The organism is Streptomyces sp. NPDC055078 (genome assembly GCF_053607985.1).
Map to the genome: position 1 here is coordinate 1 of NZ_JBSGUP010000704.1, position 4170 is coordinate 4170.

At 68.9% G+C, this 4170-nt stretch carries 6 protein-coding genes; 1 reads left to right on the forward strand and 5 read right to left on the reverse strand.

Features of this window, described 5'->3' with window-relative positions; translation table 11 throughout:
• Positions 1 to 70: 70 nt before the first annotated feature.
• The 5 genes from ACWF94_RS35120 to ACWF94_RS35140 form a co-directional block, all read right to left on the reverse strand.
• A complete protein-coding gene (locus tag ACWF94_RS35120) occupies positions 71 to 199 on the reverse strand; it encodes a hypothetical protein (RefSeq protein WP_453498143.1) in 129 nt (42 codons plus the stop codon).
• Positions 200 to 233: 34 nt separating this feature from the next.
• A complete protein-coding gene (locus ACWF94_RS35125) occupies positions 234 to 383 on the reverse strand; it encodes a hypothetical protein (protein WP_453498146.1) in 150 nt (49 codons plus the stop codon).
• A 269-nt stretch (positions 384 to 652) separates the two neighbouring features.
• Positions 653 to 1252, reverse strand: a complete 600-nt coding sequence (locus ACWF94_RS35130) for a hypothetical protein (protein WP_453498149.1) — start codon at positions 1250 to 1252, stop codon at positions 653 to 655.
• Positions 1253 to 1260: 8 nt separating this feature from the next.
• Positions 1261 to 2577: a hypothetical protein gene (locus ACWF94_RS35135; protein ID WP_453498151.1), complete on the reverse strand. Its 1317-nt coding sequence runs from the start codon at positions 2575 to 2577 to the stop codon at positions 1261 to 1263.
• A gap of 356 nt (positions 2578 to 2933) precedes the next feature.
• Positions 2934 to 3665 carry a MerR family transcriptional regulator gene (locus ACWF94_RS35140; protein WP_453498154.1) on the reverse strand — a complete coding sequence of 244 codons (732 nt, stop codon included), beginning with the start codon at positions 3663 to 3665 and terminating at the stop codon, positions 2934 to 2936.
• 54 nt (positions 3666 to 3719) lie between these two features.
• On the opposite strand from ACWF94_RS35140, the gene ACWF94_RS35145 reads away from it, so the two are divergent.
• On the forward strand, positions 3720 to 4010 hold the full coding sequence (locus tag ACWF94_RS35145; protein ID WP_453498157.1) for a hypothetical protein: 291 nt from the start codon (positions 3720 to 3722) through the stop codon (positions 4008 to 4010).
• Positions 4011 to 4170 lie beyond the last annotated feature (160 nt).

The following is a 4170-nucleotide window of genomic DNA, read 5'->3' on the forward strand; positions in this document are numbered from 1 at the left end:
CGGCTGCGCCGTCGCTGCGCTCTGCCCGGCTTCCCGTGGTGCCGCCCCGCTCGCCGGGAAGCACTCGTTGTCACGCCCGGGGCGGGACGAGGAATCCCCTGACGGGCCTGGGCTTCGGGTCTCGGTCGGCGGGGGTCCGTGCGCGTTTCCACGCTGCGACCAGTTCGGCGTACCGGGGGTCGATCCATTCCTTCGGCATGGTGCTCCTTTCCGGTCGCAGCGTAGAGGGCCGGTCAGCTCATGGGCTTGGATTTGGGGATGATGACGATCGGTCCGGGGTCGGGGGAGTGCTGGCACGATGCCGCGACCGGAACCATCATGTCCTCCGGTCCGCGCCAAAGATCACGGTCGACTTCGTACCCGGCCTCAGCGATGTGCGCCATGGTGCGTTCCAGGATGAGCGGGTCGTGTCGGCCTGGGTCCGGGGCTTCGGGCAGGTGGTGGACGAAGTTCCCGAAGCGGGCGCACAGGACGGACCACCCCCGCTCGCGCGGGAACCGCCCTGCCGGTACTGGTCGCGGTCCGGGGACTGGAGACGGTCGCGACTGATCTGGCTTCTGCACGGCCAGGTCCGGGCAACGTACAGCGGGGGACGACCTGGAGTGTCGTCCCCCGCAGTCGCTGCTGGGCAGTTGCGTTGCGTCGCCTGGGGTCAGCGGGTGTTGGCGTGGGCGACCCTGGCCGGCAGTTTGACCAGCTTCTTGCCCTCCTCGTAGGCGATGTCCTCGGTGGGGATTCCCGCGACGCGGGCGATCTCGGCAGCCGCCTCGACACCGGGCTTCCGGCCCGCTACGCCGACGTCCAGTCCCGAGCCGTCCGGGCGGGCGGACGCGGAGGTGACACCCGCTGCCTTGCCTGCCTGGCTGGAGGTGACACGTAGTGCTGCCGCCCCCAGGACGGCCCGGTTGTACCGGGCGCCCTCCACCACGCCGACGCGTACACCCTCGGGTCGTGAGCGGGCGTAGGCGACGACCTCGTCCGGGGCGTGGCCGACCCAGTGCGAGGTGATGGTGCGACTGCTCTCGTCCACCGTGAGCCCGGCGAAGGTGCCGGGTCCCCCGAGGGCGCTCAGACGATCGGCGACCTCGGACAGGCCCGCCTCCGTGCCTCTGGGTGCTGCTGAGGCGGCGGCACCGGAGTGGGTGGCCGGTGCCGTGTTGTCCGGCGCTGCGGTGGCGAACCAGGCAGCGGCGCCGACCGCACCGAGGGCGACGACCCCCGCTGCGAGGAGAGCGGCTTTCTTGTGTTCCACGATCGGACCTACCCAACTTCGAGAGTGTATCCCCAGGTGCTCAGGACCACGCTGATGGGGACATAGACGATGTCACGGAAGCAGGTTGTGGTGACATCCGGGTTGTGGGCACCGCAGAAGGTCTCGCTCGCGGTCCAGCCGCCGATGAGGGTGCCACGGGCCTGGACACCGCCGGTTACGGTGGCGTACAGGGCGCCACCACTGTCACCACCTCCCGCCATGTACGCGCCGGTCCCACGGGCTTCTACGTACCAGCTTCCGGTCAGACCGGGGTACGACAGCGCGTCGTTGGTAATCGTCCCGCAGTGGGTTCCGGTGGTCGCTCCGCTCGAACAGACCGTCTGCCCGGTCCAGTTGGTGGCCCAGCTCTTCACCGTGGCGGTGGTGGAACTGTTCCACGCGCCTGTGTAGACCAGGGGAGTCGTCGACGGCGAGGCGGACGGGTTGATGCTCTGTGAGTCGATATTGGCGTTGCCGTTGACTCCCGCGCCGGTCGCGATCGTGGTGCCGGCGCCGTCCGTCACGGAGTGATTGGCGGTCGGGTCGCAGTGATTGGCGCTCAGCAGCACACCCTCGGAGCCTGCGAGAACGGCGAAGCCCGTGGAACAGTTGTTGCCGTTCTGCACGGTCCGGATACCGCCCTTCCAGGGCGCCGTGTCGTTCGGCCGCGTCGCCAGGTTCACCCGCTTGCCCACGTGCTCCGCGTATGCCACGTACTTGGCGTTGACGCCGGCGGTACGCGCGATCTGCCGCTTCAGGTCCGCGTTCGGAGTAGCGCCCTCCACCTTGACCCGTATCCCGGTGCCGTCATGATTGACGGCCACCGCGGCGATCCCGGCGGATTCGACCAGCGCGTCATTCCCGGTCACCCGGGACGCGACCTGCTGCGCCTGGACACGGGTGAACACCGCCGTCTCGTGGAACCTGACCTTCGCTCCCTTGTTGTGCATGGCGACGTGGGAGGTGACCTTCGGGGATACCGGCCCCTTCCAGTACACGTCGATCGAGCCGGAAAACGGGTCCAGCTTCTGTCCGGCGAAACCGTCATCGCGTCCCAGCGAATGGATGGTGTCCGCCACCAGCGGCAGGACGTCCCGGGGTTCCGTGCCGATCTCGTCTGCCGACGCCGCGACGTGCTGGCGGGCCGCCGGCGCCTCGACACCGATCGGGGTGACGAACGGATGAGCCGGGCCGGGTGACGTACCGGAGTCGGCGGCGTGCGCGGGCTGGACGAGAGCCGCAGCCGCCAGACAGACGGCGGCGGCCAGCGCGAATCGTCTCTCACGGCGCGCGCCGAACTCCCTGACCTGTAAGTGAGTTTGCACTATCACTCCTCCACGGACGTGTCGCATGTGATGTACATGCAACACGCTCACACACCCCTCCCCACCTGTCACCAAGACGAATGTGCCCACCACGATATTCGGCCAGGTGTGCGACATGGTGGTGCGCGGGGCGTGGTGGAAGATCACTGCTCCGTGAGCGGCGCGTTGAACTTCATTGGCGGTTCAGGCTTCCGGACGGCATCGCACCAGCCCTGTACCCGGCCGCCTCCGCCTCCGCGACGGCAGCCCGCATCGGTCCACCCCCGCTCGCGCGGGAACCACAGAGTCCGGGCGGTCGGCCTCTACGGTCGGACTGTTCGCACAGGCGCCAGGGCCCGGTGTCCGTACACATTGAGTTACCTGTCCCATGGCGCCCGAATGAGCGTGTCGAGTCGTTGCCATGCCGGGGACGAGGCGTTGACCGTGCCCTGGATGAGGGCGGGGATCTCGGAGGCGGAATCCAGCTCGGGTGGTTCGTCTGGCCCATAGCGTTCCCGGGTCGCCGCGGTGATCCGGCGGGCGAGGTCGGCGATGCGGGGGTCGTCGGCGTCGAGGTCGTGCGCGTGGTCGTAGTCGAGGAAGAGCTGCCGCAGCGCCGGGTCGGCCAGGATCTCGGCCTGGTCGCGGAACAGGGTGATCGCGCGGTCAGGATGGGTGGCGAATACGAGGATCCACAGGTCGCGTTGCAGATCCGTCCATCGAGGGGTGAATCCCCAGCGGGCCAGGTCCTCCAGATGGGCACCGACCTCGGCGGGCAGCGGGGACAGATGCCCGGCGGCGAGTCGGTGCAGGCGCCCTTGCGTTGCCCGCAGGGTACGGATACGCGAGGTCAGCTCGTGGTCGATCTCGCGCAGCGCCTGCCGGAACTCCTCATCGGTCGCTGATCTCAGATCTCTGATACGGGCCAGGGGGACACCGGCTTCGGCGAGCGTCCGGATCTTGATCAACTCGATGGCGTCGTGCGCGCCGTACCGCCGGTAGCCGGACGCATCGCGGTCCGGCTCGGGGAACAGTCCCTTGTCGTGGTAGACCCGGACGGTCTTGACCGACACCCCGATGTACTTGGCGAGCTGCCCGATGGTGATCACCCGGCCATCGTCCCACTTGACCCTTCCCCTGGGGCAGGGTTGCACGATGGCGCCATGACGAACACGAATGTCGACCGGGAGACCCTGCGCGAGCTGGCTGACGAGGGCAACGAAACCGCTTTGGACCGGCTGGCCGACCTCGCCGACGCGGCTGGCGGCCTCGTGGAGCTGAGGGAACTGCTGGACGAGGGATCCATGCGCGCCGGGTTCCTGCTCACTCGACGTGCTGCCGCGACCGGCGATCTGCGCGAGCTGCAACGGATCTCCGACGCCGGGTACGAAGAGGCCGGGGAGGAGCTGGAGCGGCTGCTGGACGTGCCGGCCGACGACGAACAGGGGGGTTAGTTCGCCCCTGCCGAAGCGGCGCTCCAGGCCGCTACAGCCACCCGGGTTCGGCTCTCGGCCCACTTGCTCGGGCCGGTCCACCCCCGCTCGCGCGGGAACTACGCCTCCGTCATCGAGTGCGACCGCATCTACGTCGGTTCACCCCCGCTCGCGCGGGAAC

Coding starts and splice junctions, on each gene's coding strand:
- ACWF94_RS35120 (WP_453498143.1), bottom strand. CDS start 199: ATGCCGAAGGAATGGATCGACCCCCGGTACGCCGAACTGGTCGCAGCG.
- ACWF94_RS35125 (WP_453498146.1), bottom strand. CDS start 383: ATGGCGCACATCGCTGAGGCCGGGTACGAAGTCGACCGTGATCTTTGG.
- ACWF94_RS35145 (WP_453498157.1), top strand. CDS start 3,720: ATGACGAACACGAATGTCGACCGGGAGACCCTGCGCGAGCTGGCTGAC.